The sequence below is a fragment of the Flavobacterium sp. AJR genome (assembly GCF_002156885.1).
Lineage (GTDB): Bacteria > Bacteroidota > Bacteroidia > Flavobacteriales > Flavobacteriaceae > Flavobacterium.
In genome coordinates, this window is the sequence record NZ_NCWQ01000081.1 from 15,446 (window position 1) to 33,888 (window position 18,443).

15 protein-coding genes are annotated in these 18,443 nt (G+C 31.1%); 11 read left to right on the forward strand and 4 right to left on the reverse strand.

What is annotated here, in order from left to right; translation table 11 throughout:
• Nucleotides 1-28: 28 nt before the first annotated feature.
• Both metI and metN read right to left on the reverse strand, forming a co-directional pair.
• Nucleotides 29-682 (reverse strand): methionine ABC transporter permease MetI, encoded by a 654-nt coding sequence (gene metI, locus B8T70_RS19060; RefSeq protein ID WP_039114016.1) that lies wholly within the window; start codon nucleotides 680-682, stop codon nucleotides 29-31.
• Entirely contained in the window at nucleotides 675-1,706 is a 1,032-nt protein-coding gene (gene metN, locus B8T70_RS19065) for a methionine ABC transporter ATP-binding protein MetN (RefSeq protein WP_039119120.1), read from the reverse strand. The genes metI and metN overlap by 8 nt, the downstream gene beginning before the upstream one ends.
• Nucleotides 1,707-2,092: 386 nt before the next feature.
• Between metN and B8T70_RS19070 the strand changes: the two genes are divergently transcribed.
• Together B8T70_RS19070 and B8T70_RS19075 are read left to right on the forward strand one after the other, a co-directional pair.
• Nucleotides 2,093-3,508, forward strand: coding sequence for a HAMP domain-containing sensor histidine kinase (locus B8T70_RS19070; RefSeq protein WP_039119118.1), 1,416 nt, complete (start codon nucleotides 2,093-2,095; stop codon nucleotides 3,506-3,508).
• 66 nt (nucleotides 3,509-3,574) lie between these two features.
• The gene (locus B8T70_RS19075) at nucleotides 3,575-3,988 is read left to right on the forward strand and encodes a response regulator (protein ID WP_039114019.1); all 414 of its coding nucleotides are present in this window, start codon (nucleotides 3,575-3,577) and stop codon (nucleotides 3,986-3,988) included.
• A gap of 8 nt (nucleotides 3,989-3,996) precedes the next feature.
• On the opposite strand, the gene B8T70_RS19080 is transcribed toward B8T70_RS19075, so the two are convergent.
• Nucleotides 3,997-4,758, reverse strand: coding sequence for a LexA family transcriptional regulator (locus B8T70_RS19080; RefSeq protein ID WP_086895864.1), 762 nt, complete (start codon nucleotides 4,756-4,758; stop codon nucleotides 3,997-3,999).
• 119 nt (nucleotides 4,759-4,877) lie between these two features.
• Between B8T70_RS19080 and B8T70_RS19085 the strand changes: the two genes are divergently transcribed.
• Nucleotides 4,878-5,504 carry an alpha-ketoglutarate-dependent dioxygenase AlkB gene (locus B8T70_RS19085; RefSeq protein WP_086895865.1) on the forward strand — a complete coding sequence of 209 codons (627 nt, stop codon included), beginning with the start codon at nucleotides 4,878-4,880 and terminating at the stop codon, nucleotides 5,502-5,504.
• A gap of 245 nt (nucleotides 5,505-5,749) precedes the next feature.
• On the opposite strand, the gene B8T70_RS19090 is transcribed toward B8T70_RS19085, so the two are convergent.
• The gene (locus B8T70_RS19090; RefSeq protein ID WP_039119115.1) at nucleotides 5,750-6,619 is read right to left on the reverse strand and encodes a cupin-like domain-containing protein; all 870 of its coding nucleotides are present in this window, start codon (nucleotides 6,617-6,619) and stop codon (nucleotides 5,750-5,752) included.
• A gap of 754 nt (nucleotides 6,620-7,373) precedes the next feature.
• Here B8T70_RS19090 and B8T70_RS19100 point away from each other — a divergent pair.
• The 8 genes from B8T70_RS19100 (at nucleotide 7,374) to B8T70_RS19135 (ending at nucleotide 18,113) form a co-directional block, all read left to right on the forward strand.
• On the forward strand, nucleotides 7,374-7,985 hold the full coding sequence (locus B8T70_RS19100; RefSeq protein WP_039114026.1) for an RNA polymerase sigma factor: 612 nt from the start codon (nucleotides 7,374-7,376) through the stop codon (nucleotides 7,983-7,985).
• 89 nt (nucleotides 7,986-8,074) lie between these two features.
• Nucleotides 8,075-9,208 carry a FecR family protein gene (locus tag B8T70_RS19105; RefSeq protein WP_086895867.1) on the forward strand — a complete coding sequence of 378 codons (1,134 nt, stop codon included), beginning with the start codon at nucleotides 8,075-8,077 and terminating at the stop codon, nucleotides 9,206-9,208.
• 154 nt (nucleotides 9,209-9,362) lie between these two features.
• On the forward strand, nucleotides 9,363-13,070 hold the full coding sequence (locus B8T70_RS19110) for a SusC/RagA family TonB-linked outer membrane protein (RefSeq protein ID WP_086895868.1): 3,708 nt from the start codon (nucleotides 9,363-9,365) through the stop codon (nucleotides 13,068-13,070).
• 12 nt (nucleotides 13,071-13,082) lie between these two features.
• Entirely contained in the window at nucleotides 13,083-14,558 is a 1,476-nt protein-coding gene (locus B8T70_RS19115) for a RagB/SusD family nutrient uptake outer membrane protein (RefSeq protein WP_039119112.1), read from the forward strand.
• Nucleotides 14,559-14,577: 19 nt separating this feature from the next.
• Nucleotides 14,578-15,444 (forward strand): putative zinc-binding metallopeptidase, encoded by an 867-nt coding sequence (locus B8T70_RS19120; protein WP_039114029.1) that lies wholly within the window; start codon nucleotides 14,578-14,580, stop codon nucleotides 15,442-15,444.
• A 44-nt stretch (nucleotides 15,445-15,488) separates the two neighbouring features.
• Nucleotides 15,489-16,838 carry a DUF4302 domain-containing protein gene (locus B8T70_RS19125; protein ID WP_086895869.1) on the forward strand — a complete coding sequence of 450 codons (1,350 nt, stop codon included), beginning with the start codon at nucleotides 15,489-15,491 and terminating at the stop codon, nucleotides 16,836-16,838.
• 81 nt (nucleotides 16,839-16,919) lie between these two features.
• Nucleotides 16,920-17,132 carry a DUF5808 domain-containing protein gene (locus B8T70_RS24275; RefSeq protein ID WP_035627846.1) on the forward strand — a complete coding sequence of 71 codons (213 nt, stop codon included), beginning with the start codon at nucleotides 16,920-16,922 and terminating at the stop codon, nucleotides 17,130-17,132.
• Nucleotides 17,133-17,330: 198 nt separating this feature from the next.
• Nucleotides 17,331-18,113 carry a hypothetical protein gene (locus B8T70_RS19135; RefSeq protein WP_086895870.1) on the forward strand — a complete coding sequence of 261 codons (783 nt, stop codon included), beginning with the start codon at nucleotides 17,331-17,333 and terminating at the stop codon, nucleotides 18,111-18,113.
• The last annotated feature ends 330 nt before the right edge of the window (nucleotides 18,114-18,443 follow it).

Below are 18,443 nucleotides of genomic sequence, written 5' to 3' on the forward strand. Positions count from 1 at the left end.
TTCTTATTTTAATATTAAAATTATTTTTTTATCTGTGATCAAAGCGTTTAGAAAGTGCGTCTCCTGCAAATTGTATAATAAATACAAGCGCAACAAGAAGAACTAATACAGTATTCATGATTGTAGCATCATAACCGATATAACCATATTGATACCCAATTTGTCCTAAACCACCAGCACCTACAGCACCGCCCATTGCAGAATAACCTACAAGTGTAATTAAGGTAATCGAAGCAGCATTGATAATAGACGGAAGTGCTTCTGGCAATAATACTTTATAAACAATCTGAAAGGGAGTTGCTCCTAATGCTCTTGCAGCTTCTATTAATCCCGAAGGTAAGCCTAAAAGACTGTTTTCTACTAATCTTGCGATAAAAGGTGCAGCTCCAATACTAAGCGGTACCAATGCAGCACTTACTCCAATAGAAGTTCCTACCAAAGCTCTGGTAAAAGGAATCATCCAAACAATTAAAATGATGAAAGGAATAGATCTGAATATGTTTACAACAACCGATAAAATTCGGTTAAATAAAACATGCTCCATAATTTGCCCTTTGCGTGTTAGGAATAAAAATATACCTGCCGGAAGACCTAAAAGAAAACCGAAGAAACCAGAAAGCAAAGTCATGGTAATGGTTTCTAATGTGCCTTTTAATAATAATGTTATAATAGATTCAGACATAGCCTAATATTTCAGTTTTAATATGTTTCTCTTTAAAAAAATTAATTGCTTGGTTTTGCTCACTTTCATCACCTGAAAGTTCTACGATAAGAATTCCAAAATTTACATCGCCAGCAAATGCAGTTTGAGCCGTTATAATATTGGCATTAACATTAAACTTTCTTGCTGCTTGAGTAAGAATAGGTTCATTTACCGATTTACCGTTTAACTCCAAACGCAATAAAGGATTTAGTCCTTTTTTATACACTGCCGAAAGACGTTCCTGATATAAATCTGGAATATCAATATGTAACGAAGAGGCAATAAATTCGCTTGTTAGAGCATGCTTAGGATTTGCAAATATTTCGCCAATTGTTCCTTGCTCAATTAATTCACCATTACTAATTACAGCAACTTCATCGCAAATTGCTTTTACAACTTCCATTTGGTGTGTAATAAGTAATATGGTAATATTTAAGCGTTTATTAATGTCTTTTAATAAGTTTAAAATAGATCTTGTAGTTCCAGGATCCAGTGCACTTGTAGCTTCATCACATAGTAATACTTTAGGATTGTTTGCTAAAGTTCTTGCAATGGCAACACGTTGTTTTTGACCACCAGAAAGACTTGCTGGATAATCATTTATTTTTTCGTCAAGACCTACAAGCTCTAATAATTCTTTTACTCTGTCTTTAATTTGATTTTTAGAAACCCCGGCTAATTCCAGTGGAAAAGCGACATTATCAAAAACAGTTCTGGATGATAGTAAATTAAAATGCTGAAAAATCATTCCGATTTGTCTTCTTTCCTGAGCCAATTCGGCATTAGATAGTTGTAATAACGATTTCCCTCCAACGATTACATCTCCTGAAGTTGGTTTTTCTAATAAGTTAATACAACGTATAAGTGTACTTTTTCCTGCTCCCGAAGTACCAATTACACCAAAAATTTTACCTTCGGGTACATGCAGAGATACACCTTTTAGTGCCGTAATCTCCCTCCCGGTTTTGTAAAATTTCTTGGTTATATTTTTTAATTCTATCATATTCTAGCTATTTGTAATCATTAAATAATGTAAAGGAAGCACTTAATTATTAGAGAATTAAAAATGATTTAGCTCTTCTTATTTATTTGTGACCTTTAAATTATGGTGCAAATGTAAGTCAGATTTAGTTTATATTAAAATCTATGGGTTAAGTAGAATAACAATAAAATGTTAATTTTTAGGGCTAATTGCACTTTATAGCTTGATTTACAGCATGCATTTTTTTTACTATAATAGTTAAATTAGTATTATACATAAAATAAGACTTGTTAAATATGTTATTTAAGATTTTTATTTTTGTTAGAATTGTATAATAAATGCTTAATTTTAGATTGATTTAAAATTGCTTGGTATTAAATGTCGCCTCTAAATGATTTATTTAAAATATGCCGAATAACAAAATTATAGAAAACCTAAAACTTCCTAATGTCTACATTCTTTTACTTATAGTATTTTTATCATGTACATTATTAATTTTTATTAACTTTTTTACCATCAAGATTTTATCTGCTAACAGAGCTTATGTTAATGGGGAATCACATTATTCAAAAGGACAGAAAGACGCAGTAAGACATCTTATTACGTACTTGTACACAGGAGATAAAGAGCAATGGAAGCTTTACGAAGAAGAATTAAAGGTTCCGCAAGGTGATGGGATTGCCAGAATCTTACTTTTAGTTAATGGAGATATTAAAATCATTAAAAAAGGATTAAGAGACGGACGCAATCACGAAAAGGATTTAGATGATATGATATGGCTGTTTAGAAACTTTAGATCAGTTTCTTTTTTAGCCAAAGCAATCAAAGAATGGGAGCAAGCAGATCAATTAATTAATCAGTTAGCTGAGATAGGAAAAGAGATTGATAAAAAAATAAAGAGCTCTAGTTTAAAGCCCGAGGATCAAAAAGCTTTTCTAAGCTTAATTAGTATAATAAGTGATAGGTTGACCATAAATGAGCGTAATTTTTCGAATACGTTAGGTGAGGGAACCCGAACAATTAAGGATCGATTAATTTTCACGAATATATTTTTTATTCTAATCATTATAAGTAGTGTTTGCATTTACTATTCGATAATGGTAAAAAGGATAATAGCATCAAAAAGAGAAATTGAAGTTAAGAATGAAAATTTAACGCTTGCAAATAAAGAACTAGATAGGTTTGTTTATAGCGCTTCACATGATTTAAGATCTCCGATTACTTCGCTTAAAGGATTAATCGAGATTACACAAATGGAAGACGACTTAGAGCAGATAAGAGAATATCTGAACCTGATGAGTCAAAGCTTAATTAAGCAAGATCAGTTTATAAATGATATTATTGATTACTCTAAAAATAAAAGAAAAGATGTTGTTTTTGAAACCGTAAGCCTGGTAAGTTTATTTGAAGGAGCAATAATACAGCATACCCATATAAAAAATGCAGATCGTATTATGCTTGATATAGATATTATGGCAGACAAAGTTCAGACTGATGGTCTTAGGCTAAAAATTATTGTAAATAATTTGCTGTCGAATGCCATAAAGTATGCTGATGAAAGTAAAGATGTAATGCGTATCTCGATTAAGACTTATCTTGAAGGGAATTTTTATAAAATTGAAGTAACTGATAACGGAATTGGGATTAAACCAGAATCAAAGGGACATATATTCGAAATGTTTTATGTTGTAGATAGTAATAAAGGGTCTGGGTTAGGTCTTTATATAGTACAAGAAGCTATAAAAAGCCTTAATGGAACAATTGAGTTAGAGTCTGAATTTACAATTGGAAGTAAATTTACAGTAACGATTCCTAAATTGTAGGAGCTGCGTATGATTTAAAATTATAAACTTGATAACATATTTCTAAAAAAAAAATAGGACCTATATATGGAATTTAAATATGTTTTTTTGCTAATAGAAGATAGTGATATCGATAAACTTGTTATAAAACAATTACTAAAAAAAGTGCTTGACGTAACAAATGTAAATACTGTTAATAATGGTAAAGAGGGAATAGAATGGATTATAAATCATAGGAAGAATTTTAACCAATCTCTAGTTATTCTTTTAGATATACAGATGCCAATCATGAACGGCTTTGAATTTTTGCTGGCTTACGATAAGCTTTCGGATGATCTAAAATATGAAACCCAAATCTTCGTACTTTCATCTTCGTTAGTAAGAGAGGAGATAAAACGTATTAAAAGCAATCAGTATGTAACTGAATTTTTAAGCAAGCCAATCGCGATAAAAGAGTTTGGAGATATATTATACCCAACTTTAAAAAGAAAAATGGGATAGCATAAAAATCATCTATTCTTTAATGCTTTAATTTCGTTTTTTAATTCCAAAAACATCGTTTTGACATCGTCGATTTCTGAAGATTTTTGCTCTTTATCATTTCGACCAATATTACATACATATTCCCAAATTTCTAGAATATTTGATGCCTTTACTAAATATGGAGGATAAAAGGTATTGTCAGAATGTGCCATTAAATCATTCTTCCCATTTTTGTTAAGACGTTTGTAAACAATACCATCAGTTTTTGTAATAAGTATATAGGTTCTGCCATCCAGGACTTCGCCTAAATTCTCTATATAACGCCCAACTATAAAAGAACCATTTTCGTGAGGAGGCATAGAATCGCCCTCTACAGGAAAAGCCCTGTGTTTTCCGTGTCCTAAAAACGGAAGCGATATATGTTGTAGATTTTCTATAAACTCAGGGTCGGCATAACCAGTAAGATACCCAGCTTTTGCTTTATGCGGAATAATTTCTATTAAATTATCGCCATTTCGGTCTACCGTAATAGGTAATAGTATCCGATTATCTCCCAGTTTTAGCAATTCTCCCATGGGAATCTTTTTCATTTCTACCGAAAGTAAAATATCGATACTAATATGAAAAAAGCGCGATATGGCTACTAATATTTCTGGAGGAGGAGAGTTTTTCCCATCCTCATATTTAGCATAACGATCACGGGATATGAGCAAGCCTTCGGCAACTTCACGTTGTGAAATTTCTTTTCGGGCTCTAAGGTATTTAATATTATCAGAAAATAAAGACATATGTTAATGGGATAATTTGTCACAGTAAATATATGAAATTTGTGACGATATATACTAATTTTGTTTTATATAAAAACAAAGAGACTAATTATTAGTTCATTTCACTTAATTCATGAAGCATGTTACTTTTTAATGATACCGAGATATTTACAAGTGGTAATAGGGAGAAAAAGGTTTTTGATCTTCCAGATACAGAATTGATATTGTGTGATACTCTTTTTACAAAAGAAGAGGCTGATTTATATTATAATGTTTTGCTCAACACAACAGCATGGCGTGAATATGAAATGGAGATTTATGATAAAACGCTTAAAGTGCCTAGAATGATTTCTTGGTATGAGGATAAAAATAATATTGGTGCAGAACCAGATCGCCCAGATTGGACACCTGAGTTATTACAAATAAAGGAACGAGTAGAGGCAGAGACACAAGTAAAATTTAATAGTGTTCTGCTCAATTTATATCGAAACGGAAAAGATGGAGTAAGTTGGCATAGCGACAGGGAACAAAATTTTGGGAAAGATGCTATAATTGCCTCAGTAAGTTTTGGTGAAACAAGAATTTTTAAGTTACGACATAAATTTAAAAAAGAAATTCCACAATTAGAGATTCCGTTACATCATGGTTCATATTTATTGATGGGCGGAACAACACAAAGTTTTTGGCAGCATCAGGTTCCTAAAACGACCAAGGATATTCTGCCAAGAATTAATCTTACTTTTAGGATTGTAGACAGGAAGTTATGATTTTTTAGTCTGTGAAGTAAAAAGTTAACCGTAAAGAGCGCAAAGTTTTAAAGCTGTTTTAAAATAAAAATTGAACCATTAAGAAATAAAGTTACATTAAGAGCAAAAATTAACCGCAAAGCTCGCAAAGATTTACGCAAAGTTCGCAAAGTTTTAAAGCTGTTGCAAAATAAAAATTGAACCATTAAGAAATAAAGTTTCATTAAGAACAAAGCTTAATTTTTCTTAATCTCTTAATGGTAAAATCATTGTTCCTGTAGTAAAGCATTTGTTCTGCGAATAGATTCTTCGTCTTTATAATCCAGCCAGGCTTGTCCTTTGCGTTTTCGCATCCAGTTATCATAATAACGAATAATGGCTACATTTGTCAATGCCTTTAGTACATTGGTAGGTCTTCCGGATAAAGAACGCAGACTTAAGGAGAATCCCGGAGTGGTATATTTCATGTAATGCCACCAACCTTCGGGCATATACAGCATTTCGCCATGTTGCAAATTAGTAATATATGGTTTAACTAATTTAAGAGCTGGAAATTTTTCATAATCAGGATTATCAAAATCGATATCTTCATTACAAATCCAGGAATAGGGAAGACGATACATGTATTTTGTTTCTTTAGGATCTACTAAAACACATTGTTTTTTTCCTTGAAAATGAATATGAAATATATTAGGGAAATCAATATCATAATGCATAAAAACTTTAGCATTCTGACCACCAAAAAAAACTAGCGGTAAACTCTTTATTAACCGAAGACCTAACTTAGGCCATCGTATATCGGTTTTCATAGAAGGCACATCTTTCATTAAATTATATAAAAATATGCGTAAATGTGTAGGTCCTTTTTCGAGTATATCGATATACTCGGACATAGTCATTGTAAAATCAGGTTCATTAACTTTCTTAGTATGGTCGGTTTTACGATTGTCGTATAAAGGAACAGTCTTGTCGCCTGCAACTTCTCTTAAAAAATCAAAATTCCATTTTGTAAATGCGGGCCAATCTTCTATTTGATTGGTTATAACTACTGGCTTTTGAGGCTTATAATAGTTTTCGATAAATTCTTTTTTTGTAAGTTTTTCTACTCTTTCAATTTCTATATATTCAAATGCCATAATTAAAATTTTAAAATTGTTCGAAAATTATAAAGTCACATATTCTTGGTTTTTATTATATAAGTTAGAGATATTCAGTATTATTTACAACAAGATAAACGTATAAACTGTAAGAAGATTATAGTATTTAACGTGTTTAGAGAGATGAAATTATATTATTATAGAATTTGGTTATCTACTAACAAGGCATATTCCTTAAGGTTTTTCAGTTTTTCGGTGGATTATTTGTTAACCTAAAGTTATTGAATTTTTAATTTACATGCTCAAAAAAAGTAAATTTCTATAAAAAAATGCAATTTCATTTTGATTGTTACATTTCTTTAAAAATTTGTGATTATAAATTATTTTTCTATTCATAATTGTTTATGTTTGTTAATAAAACATTAAATATAAGGTTAAAATTAACTTTTATGTTTTAGGATGTTTTGTTTAATAAAAAAGAGCCTATTACTAAAATGTCTCCTGATAGTAAGGGTTGTAAAGTGTTGTAAATAAGAGTATTTGCTTGAATTAACGCAATGCTATTAAGATTGAAATTCATTGAAATGTTAATAAAAATAAAATCATTTGTTAAATTGACTTCTACTTATAAATTAAAAAATACAGTAGAACATCAATTCATCAAAAAAACAAATTGTAGGTTTTTATTTGTTAGCATTAAAATTCTTAAACCAAAAAACTTTAATGAGAATTTCGACTGGCTTGTACGTCAGTATATTCGCATTGAAAATTACCAATTAACCAAAACCAAATTATGAAAAGCCAAACAATAACACAAGTAGATGTTCTTGATGATTCCATACTATGGAATAATCTGAAAGCGGGAGATGAAAAGGCTTTTTCATTACTTTTTGAAAAGCATTATGCTCATTTAGTTCGTTACGGGAATTCACTGTCTCCCTTTGCCGAAAAAGTACAAGACTGCGTGCAGGATGTATTTACGGATGTTTGGGTTTATAGAGAATCACTAAATGACTCGGTTGTTGTAAAAGCGTATTTGCTATCAAGCGTACGTAAGCGAATTGCCAGACTTCATGAACGTGATCATATTTTTCGTAAAACAACATCTACAGACTCCATTGAATTTTTATTTGATTTTTCGGTAGAGCATCAACTTATTGCCGATGAAGAAACGTTGGGCAAAGTATCACATCTTAATAAATTATTAAATGCTTTACCAGGAAGGCAAAAAGAAGCTTTGTATCTAAGATATAATGAGGGACTTAGTGTGGAGCAAATTGCCGACATGCTGGATGTTAATTATCAATCGGCAAATAACTTGTTACATCGCGCTTTATTAAATCTTCGCAAAGAATGGAAAGGCAATCTTTCCCTTTTATTGCTGTTATCATCAAGCCTTTTTTAGTTTTTTTTAATTAAATGTAAAAAAAATCATAATTTGGTGAGTATATAAATAAAAAAGTGTCCTCTATGTTTTTGTAACCTTATTTTTAGATGCAAGAACGTAACAATTATACAGAAGTAGAAGATTTTTTGGCTGACGAATCATTTCGATTGTGGGTACAATCTGAAGATGATTCTGATCGCTGGGAAGAATGGACTCTAGAAAATCATAAACGTGCCAAATTGGTAGAAGAAGCACGATTATGGTTGCTAGCCATGAATGTTCCAGAAACTACTTTATCTCCGGCAGATATTCAATCTGCATTAGAATCTACTTGGAATAAAATCGAAAGAAAAGAAATTGCTGAAAAAGCTACAAATTCTCCAGTACTTAAACTTTGGAAGAATTATTGGTTTAGTGGAGCTGCAGCAGTTTTGTTTTTTGGATTAGTTGCTAGTTGGTTTTATACCAGCAACACAAATAGTACTATTAATACTGAAGTTGTTACTTATAAAGAATTGGTAAGTGAGAATAATGAAGGATTAGTAGAACAAACCAATAATACAAACAAATCACAAATTATAACTTTATCTGATGGCAGTTCTGTTTTGTTAAAACCAAACAGTAAGCTTAGTTATCCTAAAATATTTATAGGAAACGAAAGAAAAGTTTATCTATCTGGCGAAGGCTTTTTTGAAATTAGTAAGAATCCCAAAAAACCATTTTTCGTCTTCGCCAATGAGATAGTTACCCGAGTTGTAGGAACAAGTTTCAGGATTAAAGCATATTCTGATCAGCCTAATGTTGAGGTACTTGTACGTACAGGAAAAGTAACGGTAAAGTCTAACGAATTAATTACAAATTCAAAATCAAGCTCTAAAGGAGAAGAAGTTGTTTTATTACCTAACCAAGCGCTACGTTTTGTACGTGAGGAATTTACTTTTAATAAAATCACCGATATCACACTAGATGAATCTTTGGCGCACTCGGTAGGTAATATCGAACAATTAAGTTTTGAGTTTAATGATATTCCAGTTACCCAAATATTTAGGACAATAGAACAAGCGTATTTGGTGAAAATTGATTTTCCTTATTCGAAATTAAAAGATTGCCATCTTACTACTTCGTTGAGTGATCAACCATTACCGGAGAAACTGAAAATTATTTGTAAAAGCCTCGGTAATAATACAAGTTATGAAATGAATGGAAATCAGATCATTATTACATCTAATGGATGTGAATAAACCCTAGTGCTTATGTAATAAATATATAAAGAAAAGCGCCGAAGATGCTGTAACATTTTCGACGCTTAGATAATATCAAGTTGCTCTCTGTAAAGGGCAATTTGTAATGTTCCTCAATACCCAGTAAATAGTATTAATTAAACAAACCAAAATTATGAAAAAACATGTTGTTAAACAACGATTACTCTTTCGAATCATGAAAATAACATTATTTCAGTTTGTCTTGGCATTTGTCTTTTCAACTGTCACTATGGCAAATAGTGTGAAAGGACAAAGGAAATTGGATACGAAGGTGACTATTGACGTTGTTAATTTGAGTTTGGATAACGCGTTATCTAAACTTGAAAAATCAGCTAAAGTTAAGTTTTCGTACAACTCAAGAATGACTCAATTGAATCAGAAAGTGAGTATCGAAGCCAATGATGAAACTTTATCTAGTATTCTTAATAGAGTACTAAAACCATTTAATATTACTTACTCAGAGGTAAGTAATCAAATTATCTTGCAAAAAGATAGCTCACAAGCAGCTAATTTTGAAGATATAGACCTCCCAAGCTCATTGTTTGAGAGTTTATTTATTCCAGTTGTAAAAGGAAAAGTTGTAGACCAAAGTGGTGATCCGTTACCAGGAGCGACTGTACTTGCAAAAGGAAGCAAGGTTGCAGTACTTACAGATTTCGATGGTAATTTTACTATCGATATGCCAGCTAACACTACAAAATTGGTTGTTTCTTACGTAGGTATGGAAACAAAAGAAGTAAATATAACAAACTCACCGCTTACAATTACTTTAAGTGAACAAGGACAAAACTTAAAAGAGGTTGTGGTTACTACAGGTTACGAAAAAACATCTAAAAGAACTTTTACAGGAGCGATTAGTAAAATTTCGGGAACTGAATTAAAAGTTGATGGAGTTGTAGATATCAGCAGAATGATTGAAGGAAAAGCTGCGGGTGTTACAGTACAAAACGTTACTGGAACATTTGGTACTGCTCCTAAAATTACTGTGCGTGGATCATCTTCAATTTTTGGAGATACAAAACCTTTATGGGTTATTGATGGTGTTGTACAAGAAGATATTATCAATATTTCATTTGCAGATTTAGCTTCTGGAAACTCAGAAACATTATTAAGTTCATCTGTTGCAGGATTAAACTCTAACGATATTCAAAGTATTGAAATTCTTAAAGATGCTTCGGCTACATCTATTTATGGATCAAGATCTTTAAATGGAGTTGTAGTTGTAACAACTAAACAAGGACGTAGAGATTCTCCTTTAAAAGTAAGCTACTCTTTAGAGCAAACTGTTAGATCAGTACCAAATTATACTCAATATGATATCTTGAACTCACAAGAATCTATGAGTATTTTTAAAGAAATGGAATCTAAAGGGTATTTAGATTTGCCATCAACTGTACAAGGAAGATACGGTGGAGTATATAATATTCTAGGAAAAGCTATTAATACTTACGTACCAGAAACTGGTGGTTATTTAGTAAACAATGATCCTGTAAGTCGTAATAACTTTTTGAAAAAATATGAATCAGCTAATACAGATTGGTTTAAAGTTTTATTTAGACCATCTATTACACAAAGCCACTCTTTGAGTTTTTCTGGAGGAGGAAAAAACAATACATTTTATGCGTCTTTAGGATATTATACAGATCCGGGATGGACTATTGCTGATCAAGTGAAACAATTATCTACAAATATTAAAGGAACATTTTATATAAATGACAACTTAAATATTACTTTATCTACAATGGCATCTGTTAGAGATCAACAAGCTCCGGGTACATACGAAAGCCAAAAGGATGAGGTTTTTGGAAAAGTTACCAGAGATTTTGATATTAACCCATTTAGCTATGTTTTAAATACAAGCAGAACGTTAAGACCTTATGATGAAAAAGGAAACCTGGAATACTATCGTAATAACTGGGCTCCTATGAACATTATTAATGAGTTAGAAAATAACTATTTAGATATTAATGTAAAAGATATCCGTTTTCAGGTGGATTTAGATTATAAAATAAACAAACATTTAACTTATAACCTTACTGGATCTGCTCGTTATGCAAATACAACTAGAGAGCATAAAATTTTAGAAGATTCAAATGTTGTTGGAGCTTATAACGCAATGGAAACTACAATTGTAAGAGATGCAAATATCTTCTTATACAAAAATCCAAATGATATATCTATACCGCCAGTATCAGTTTTACCTAATGGAGGATTCTTGAGAAAGTTTACAAATGATATGACTTCTTATAACATTAGAAATAGTGTGAACTATAGAAATACATTTAATGACAAACATGAAGTAGAAGGATTTTTTGGTACTGAGTTAAGATCATTAGATAGAAACAGCGATAATTTTACAGCTGCAGGTATTCAGTATGACAGAGGGCTTACTGCTTTTACAGACCCTAGAATGATTGAAAAAGTAATTAATGAAGGGAACTCTTATTTTGCATTTAATGCAGAAAAAGAAAGAACTGTAGGTTTCTTCGGGAAAGTAGGTTATACTTTTGATCGTCGTTATACTGCTTCTGTTACAGGACGTTATGATGGTTCTAACAGACAAGGAAATAGTGGTTCTTCTAGATGGTTACCAACATACACTTTTAGTGGTAAATGGAATGTTACTGAAGAAAAATTCATGCAAAACTTAAAAGCTGTAAACAATTTAGCACTAAGAGGTTCGTATGGTTTAACAGCAACTGCTGGACCAGCAACAAACTCTTTGGCTATATATAAAAGTATGATAGCTAATCGTTTAAACTTAAACGATAGAGAAACAGGTATTGAAATCGATCAACTACAAAATGGTGATTTAACTTGGGAGAAACAATTTGAAACTAACATTGGTTTAGATTTAGGATTGTTTAATAACAGAGTACAATTAGTAACTGATGTTTACAGACGTAAAGCTTTTGACTTAGTTGATTATGTTGTAACATCAGGTATTGGTGGACAAAAAATTAAACAAGGTAATAATGCAAACATGGAAACCAAAGGTTTAGAGATTGGTTTAACAACGCAAAATATCGTAAGTAAAGATTTTAAATGGTCTACAACATTCAATTTTTCAGTATTTAATCAGGAAATAACGAAGTTAGAAAACCAACCAACTGCTTTTGATTTAATTGATGGAAATGGAGGTAATGCTATAGGACGTCCTAGAAACTCTATTTATTCTTACCAATTTACAGGTTTAAATAATCAAGGTCTTCCAACATTTAAAATGCAAGATGGAGCGGCAAATAACATTACCGGAGCTAATTTTCAGGATAATAATAACGTAACAGATTATTTAAAATACGAAGGATCAATAGAACCAAATAAATCATTTGGACTTGCTAATACTTTTACTTATAAAAACTGGTCATTATATGTATTCTTTGTAGGATCAGCAGGAAATAAAGTTCGTTTAAACCCTATTTATGATAGTGAATATGATGATTTAACAGTATTTACAAAAGATTTTACTAACAGATGGATCAATCCAGGTGACGAAAACATTACTAATGTTCCAGTTATTGCAGATAAGAGATTAAATGCTAATTATGATGGTGCACGTACGCTTGCAAGAGCATATAACACTTACAATTATTCAGATGTTAGAATAGCTGATGGTGATTTTGTACGATTGAAAAACATTTCATTAAGCTGGGAATTTCCTAAAGATTTTAAGAGAAAAATTGGTGTAAATACCTTTACTCTTAAAGGATCTGCAGTTAACCCTTGGTTAATTTATTCTGATAAAAGATTAAACGGTCAGGATCCTGAATTCCGTAATACAGGAGGAGTAGCATTTCCTATAACTTCTCAGTACACATTTACTTTAAATATTTCATTATAATAGTATTAAATTATGAAAAATATAAAAATAGCGCTAGCATTATTATTACTTCTAGGTATTAGTAGTTGCGATGAGTTTCTTTCGGAAACACCAGATAACAGAACACAAATAGATACTCCGGAAAAAATATCAGAATTATTGGTAAATGCCTATCCAGTAGGTGGAACTTATATGGATTTTGCCGAAACAATGTCTGATAACGTTACTGATGGAAGATTAACAGAGACATTACCTAAAAACCTGCAGAATTATAATTGGGAAATGCAGGATGAAACTAATATAGACACTCAGGCAAACTATTGGGATGCATGTTATAGAGCTATTGCACATGCTAACAAGGCATTGCAGGCTATTAAACAGTTAGGGTATCCTTCTAATTTAAATTCACAAAGAGGAGAAGCATTATTAGCAAGAGCCTATTCTCATTTTATGTTAGTGACATTCTGGTCTAATCGATACAATCCAGCTACTGCTGCGACTGATTTAGGTATTCCGTACGTAAACGAACCAGAAGAAGTATTAATTAAAAAATATACAAGAAATACTGTTGCAGAAGTTTATGATTTCATTCAACAAGATATAGAAGAAGGTTTGAAATATGTAACAAACGAGTATAAAGAACCAAAATTTCATTTTAATAGAGAAGCAGGAAAAGCATTTGCAAGCCGTTTTTATCTTATAAAAGGGGACTGGGCTAAAGTATTAGAGGTTACAGAAGGATTAGGATCAAAACCTGCTGGAAAAATCAGAGATTATTTAGCATATACAAGTTTAGATCCAAACGTACAGTTTATCGATTATGCAAAAGCTGAACATCCTACAAACTTATTAGTAATTTCATCTTATTCTATTTATTCTAGAGCGACTCAACAAAATAGATTTTATTTAGGTTCAAATCAAGCGATTGAAATTTTTGGGAACGCAACAAATATATATAACAAAGCTTGGTACTATACTACATACTCTTATAACAGTAAGACAGATTTCCGTCCTAAATACAAAGAATATTTCAAGTATACTAACCTAACAGCTGCAATTGGAGAACCTTATTTAGGGACAGTGCTTTTTACAAACGATGAATTTTATTTAAACAGAATTGAAGCACTTGTTATGTCTAACAGAATTGCTGAAGCAAATACAGAGTTAGAGTTCTTTTTAGGAATGAGAACAAAGGCCTATAATGCTGCAACTGATAAGTTAACAGAGGCAAAAATTGTTGCTAAATATCCAGTTATTACAGATGAGTATACGCCATTTTATACTATGACTCCAGTACAGACATCGTATGTAAAAGCTATTGCTGAGGCTAAAAGAAGAGAATTTATTCATGAAGGTATGAGATGGTTTGATGTGAAGCGTTTTAATCTTGTAGTGAAGCATGATATTTTCAATAGTCCGTCAAACACATTAGTTAAAGATGATAAACGCAGAGCGTTACAAATACCGCTAAGTGCATCAAGCAACGGAGTTGAAATAAATCCTAGATAAAAATTTAATATAAAGTATTATGAAAATATTAAACCAATATAAAAAATTAGCATTAATTGCTGGAGTAGTTATGATTTTTTCTGGTTGTGCTCATGAGGATCAACCGGGTGAAAGCCAGTTAGATTTTACTCAGCCAGTTCAAACAGATTTAGATAAATGGATTACTACAAATTACCTTATTCCGTACAATATTAATGCACGATATAAATGGAATCAGAACACGGTTGATAATAGTAGGTTTTTATTTCCTCCAACGATTGATAAAGTGCAGCCAGCCTTAGAAATTGTTCAAAAAATATGGTTGTCTAGTTACGCAACCATCGGTGGAGCTGATTTTGTTAAGAAAATTGCACCAAGAGAAGTTGTTTTAGTTGGTGGAGTAAATATGAATGACAATGGTACCAGAACATTAGGAATTGCAGAAGGTGGACAAAGAATTACACTTTTTGAAGTAGATTATATCAACAGACAAAATCGTGCAATAGTTTCGGAGTTTATTCATACTATTCAGCATGAGTATGTTCATATTTTAAATCAGAACAAACCTTTTGATGAGCAAGCTTGGGGTAAATTAACTCCTTCAGGATATACAGCAACCTGGCATTTAGAAACTAATTCGGCATCGAGAGAATTAGGATTTATAACGAATTATGCAAGAAACAATATTGTTGAAGATTTTGCTGAAACGGCTTCTATAATCTTAATTAGCTCTAAGGCAGAATATGCAGCTATTTTAGCAAGTATAACAAGTCCGAAAGGAAGAGAAGATATTAAAAAGAAAGAAGCTATTGTAGTGAAGTATTTTAAAGATGCCTTTGATATGGATTTCTATGCATTAAGAGACGAGGCTGAAAAAAATACTACAATTGTAATTAATGGCAATTAGTAATTATACTATTAAGTTCTAAAACATTAACTTAAAATAACATTATGAAAATAAAATATTTATATAAGTTGCTAATTGTTGCTTTTGTAGCAATTCAATTAGTTGCTTGCAGTAACGGTGATACTGAGGAAAAGTTTGATCAAACACCTACTGCAAGAACAAATGCTCAGTCTAAAAAATTAGATGAGTTATTGCTGGCATCAGAGTATGGATGGAAAGCCGTTTATTTTACTGATAATACACAATTAGGAGGATATACACATTTATTTAAATTCTCTCCTGGAGGGAAAGTAACAATGGCATCAGATTTTGACAGTGATACAAAAAAGTATGATAGTCAATACGAGATTCAATTAGGGAGTACTGTAAGTGTAGTTTTTACTACTGCTAACAGAATACACCTATTATCTGACTCAAAATCATACCCAACGGAAGATTTGAAAGGTCAAGGATATCTGGGTGATTTTCAGTTTTTATTTTATGGAGAAGATAAAGGAGATATTATCTTTAGAACCAACAGAAAGTCTATAGAATTACGTTTTGTAAAAGCTACTGCTGCCGATTGGGATAACTTACCACAAAATACAATAATGGAGCAGAATGTAATTGGAGCAAATACACGACCACTTTTTAGATTATTAGAAACTACTGATGGAACAACTGTACGTCAGTTTGATTTTAATTTTGATGATGCGACTCGTTTTGCCACTGCTGATCCTATTACAGCTGGTTTTTCTGAAAGTTATAATGTAGGTGTAGGTTATTCTGCAACAGGAATGATAGTAAGCCCTGCTATTGTAGTTAAAGATCAAGCTTTATCTGAATTTGTTTATAATGATGCGGATGGTAGCTTCACAGCAACTGGAACAAATGGGGTATCTGCTACTATTAAGTACACTACAAAACCGTTAGTTTTAACAGATGATTATAAAATCATTTTAGATGGACAACCAGCAACAGCATTTGGATACATTGCACAGTATTTGAGTAATACGGCTGGAAATTCTCTTTTATGTAAAACATTATTGAATGAAATTAATGCTAGTTTACCTGCAGCACAAAAGGTTAACAGAGTTCAATTTCAATTTAATGATGCAGGAAGTACGTATATAGTATATACATTCACAGGAGGAAAAGCGACACTATATCATAATGTAGAAGTTGTTGAGGATGCCGTAAATAAAACAATTGTCCTTAAACATATTTCTTGGCAAACTGCAACTGCACTTATTGCTGAGCCAGTATTATTAAAGAAATTTGATCAGGAACTAACAAATCCAAAAGGTTTATACTTTAAAAAAGAAACTTATAAACTAGGAGGAGTACCTAATAATGTTTATACTTTTACTTCAGCTGCTAGTAATTTCAGATTAGCAACTTATGCTTTTCAATAGTTAAATGCAAAAAAAAACAAAAGGGCTGTCATAAAAAGACAGTCCTTTTTTTATGTGTAAAAAAATAATATCTAATAAATTATGGAACCAAGTAAAGAAACCAAAGACAAGTGGCATCAAGATCCATCAAATTGGATATGGGGTATTTTTTATTATAATAAAGAAGATAAAAGAATACTCCCTCCAAAAAGAATAAAACAATTAGGTTGGACAATAAATTTTGCAAACCCCAATTCAGTTTTTTTTCTAGTAATCTTACTTATAGTGCTTTTCATTTTGTCAAAAAGAATTTAGATAAGTATTGAAAGTGAAAAACAAAACTTTCGAAATAAATCCATATTTAGTTATCGATTTTGTTTGTAATAATTGAATTAGAATACCGGTTTAATAACAGGAATAATAAAAAAATGATACAGTTTAAAAGATAAAGAAAACAAATATATTATCACGAATATTATTATAAATTTGCACAAAATTTAAACCCAAATACCAATGAAAAAACTTTTACTTTTGTTTTGCGCTACAAGTCTTGTGCTTACTTCTTGCTCTAATGATGGAGATGACAATGCTACTTCTGCTATTTCTGAGATTCCTCTCGTTCCTATCATCCCTATTGTTGAAACGGTTATTTTACCTAAAACAGAGAAGTATACTTATCCATCTCATCCAGAAGAAAATTCGACTACTACCTTTACTTATGATGGAAATAAAATTGTAAGTCTTGTAAACAATGGAGGTCATAAAACGTTATTTACCTACACAGGGAATTTAATTACCAAAACCGAATATTATGAACAAAATGTATTGCTTACAACTACGGTTTTTACTTATGAAAACAATAAATTAAAATCGTATCTGGAAACTCCATCTGGTAATTCTTCTAAAAGAAGAAAAGACTATACCTATAATGCAAACGGAACAATTTCGACTGCTACTTTTTTAATTTCGACTGATCAAGTAGAAACATTAGATTCTTCGAGCATATTTACTTTAGACGCTAGTGGTAATATAGTTAAGGTTGAATTTAATGATAGTATCAATTTATTTGAGTATGATACTAAAAATAGTCCGTTTAAAAATATTTTAGGATATGCACAGTTATTAGATTCTGAAGCTTTTGATCAGGAAGCTAATACAGTAAATAATTTCACTAAACTAATAGAAAAAGAAGGAGACGTAATTGTAGGAACTCATACTTACGAGAACACTTATGATACAAACAACTTCTTGACGAAAAAAGTTAGTAATGGAGAAACTTATGAATATACGTACTAGTATAGAATCTCTAAGTTTAGTTCCTAAAAGAAAATAGCGAATTAATATAATATAAGTTAATTTTCAAAAAAAGCAGCAAGCGTAAGTTTGCTGCTTTTTTTTGTTTATAGGTATTTCTTGTCGCAAAAAAAGTTAGTTTTTTTTAATTGTTTTATTAGATAATTTACATAAAAAAAGTGTTTCTGTTTAAAAGTAATTTCTTATATTTAATTACTTAAAAGTCTAAAAATCAATGGACTTAAAATGATTGATCAATCTAAAAATTTTATAATTTAAGTTACTATGTTAAAAACAATTTTGAATTTAAATGGAGTAGAATTACTAAGTAAA

Bases quoted from the DNA above. Each gene is read 5' to 3' on its own strand.
- metI (WP_039114016.1), bottom strand. From the start codon at position 682: ATGTCTGAATCTATTATAACATTATTATTAAAAGGCACATTAGAAACC.
- metN (WP_039119120.1), bottom strand. From the start codon at position 1,706: ATGATAGAATTAAAAAATATAACCAAGAAATTTTACAAAACCGGGAGG.
- B8T70_RS19070 (WP_039119118.1), top strand. From the start codon at position 2,093: ATGCCGAATAACAAAATTATAGAAAACCTAAAACTTCCTAATGTCTAC.
- B8T70_RS19075 (WP_039114019.1), top strand. From the start codon at position 3,575: ATGGAATTTAAATATGTTTTTTTGCTAATAGAAGATAGTGATATCGAT.
- B8T70_RS19080 (WP_086895864.1), bottom strand. From the start codon at position 4,758: ATGTCTTTATTTTCTGATAATATTAAATACCTTAGAGCCCGAAAAGAA.
- B8T70_RS19085 (WP_086895865.1), top strand. From the start codon at position 4,878: ATGTTACTTTTTAATGATACCGAGATATTTACAAGTGGTAATAGGGAG.
- B8T70_RS19090 (WP_039119115.1), bottom strand. From the start codon at position 6,619: ATGGCATTTGAATATATAGAAATTGAAAGAGTAGAAAAACTTACAAAA.
- B8T70_RS19100 (WP_039114026.1), top strand. From the start codon at position 7,374: ATGAAAAGCCAAACAATAACACAAGTAGATGTTCTTGATGATTCCATA.
- B8T70_RS19105 (WP_086895867.1), top strand. From the start codon at position 8,075: ATGCAAGAACGTAACAATTATACAGAAGTAGAAGATTTTTTGGCTGAC.
- B8T70_RS19110 (WP_086895868.1), top strand. From the start codon at position 9,363: ATGAAAAAACATGTTGTTAAACAACGATTACTCTTTCGAATCATGAAA.
- B8T70_RS19115 (WP_039119112.1), top strand. From the start codon at position 13,083: ATGAAAAATATAAAAATAGCGCTAGCATTATTATTACTTCTAGGTATT.
- B8T70_RS19120 (WP_039114029.1), top strand. From the start codon at position 14,578: ATGAAAATATTAAACCAATATAAAAAATTAGCATTAATTGCTGGAGTA.
- B8T70_RS19125 (WP_086895869.1), top strand. From the start codon at position 15,489: ATGAAAATAAAATATTTATATAAGTTGCTAATTGTTGCTTTTGTAGCA.
- B8T70_RS24275 (WP_035627846.1), top strand. From the start codon at position 16,920: ATGGAACCAAGTAAAGAAACCAAAGACAAGTGGCATCAAGATCCATCA.
- B8T70_RS19135 (WP_086895870.1), top strand. From the start codon at position 17,331: ATGAAAAAACTTTTACTTTTGTTTTGCGCTACAAGTCTTGTGCTTACT.